General features: G+C 56.1%; 1 pseudogene. It reads right to left on the reverse strand.

Features of this window, described 5'->3' with window-relative positions:
* Positions 1-2: 2 nt before the first annotated feature.
* Positions 3-1,089: pseudogene (locus tag ACO2Q8_RS29315) on the reverse strand (ISAs1 family transposase).
* Positions 1,090-1,144: the final 55 nt, after the last annotated feature.

Genomic DNA, 1,144 nt, shown 5'->3' on the forward strand with positions numbered 1-1,144 from the left:
TGTTAAGTTCTGATGAGTTTGATGAGTTCTTTGACATTACTGCCAAATTTTAGTTGCCCCTCGGTAATCGAGTTGTGGCCTGCCTTGCGGTGCAGATTTAGCGCCATCGTGCTCAAAACGGCCACGTTGACCGCACCGTTCTTGTGGCGGATTCGGTTGGTGTCTTCCCCACAAACGACGTCTTTGACCCAATGCAGCTTATTTTCGATCCCCCAATGCCCGCGAATGCCCTGAGCAAACTCGGAGGCACTCAGCACCAGATCGCTCATAAAATAGGCATCGGTCTGCCGAAGCTGCCCCTGGATCACCCGCTGGCGTTGCACATGAATAAAGCAACTTAAGCCCCGCCAGGATTGCGTCAACGGGCCGGGCTGAGCTGGGTAGACCCGCACTTGCCAGCTACTGTGCCGACCATGTGCCCGTTCAGCGGCTCGGAAGGTGCTCCAGACCGGCTGATGGGTCACGGCGTGTTGAAGATGGGTCAACACCTTGCGTTGGTTGGCTTTGACCGCAAGCACATAGTGATTGCGCGTCTGTTGAAGCATCTCAATCGTTTTTTTGGGTATGAAGCGCATCCAGACGCACAATGACGCCTTGGTCCTGCAATCGGCTCAGCAAGCTGCGGACCTGCTCCCGCTCATCGCCCGTGGCGTTGGCATAACTCGCCAGCCGATGCACCAGGCCACTTTGCTGGCTCCAGAAACTGACCATCAGTTGGAAGTCCTGACCAGCATCTTGCTGATGGGTGAGTGTCGAGGCTAAGGCTTTGCCATCGCCACTGAGCCACTCGCCCTGGGTCAGCGGTTGGGTGGCCGCCGCCCAGGTGTTGAAGCACTCGATGAGTGTCTGTTGGGGCAATTTGGTGAGCACCGATCGCAGGGTGACATAGGAGGGAATGCCGTGTTTGAGTCCCAATTGCCGACGCAGTAAGGGCTCATGCAGGCGGCAAAACCGGTGGACAGGTCGGTAGCCATGATGGCCACAGAGGTTGGCGATGACCACTAAGGTCAGCAGTTGTGCCAATTCAATGCGTCGTCCTTCGGCACGCCGGGGGTCGGGGAGAGCCGCAAAGGCTTCATAGAGCGTCATACCAGAGAAAATTTGGCACTAATGTAAAAAAAGCAAAGAACTTAACAGCCCTGCC

The sequence above is a fragment of the Larkinella sp. VNQ87 genome (assembly GCF_049445795.1).
Classification (GTDB): Bacteria; Bacteroidota; Bacteroidia; order Cytophagales; family Spirosomataceae; genus Larkinella.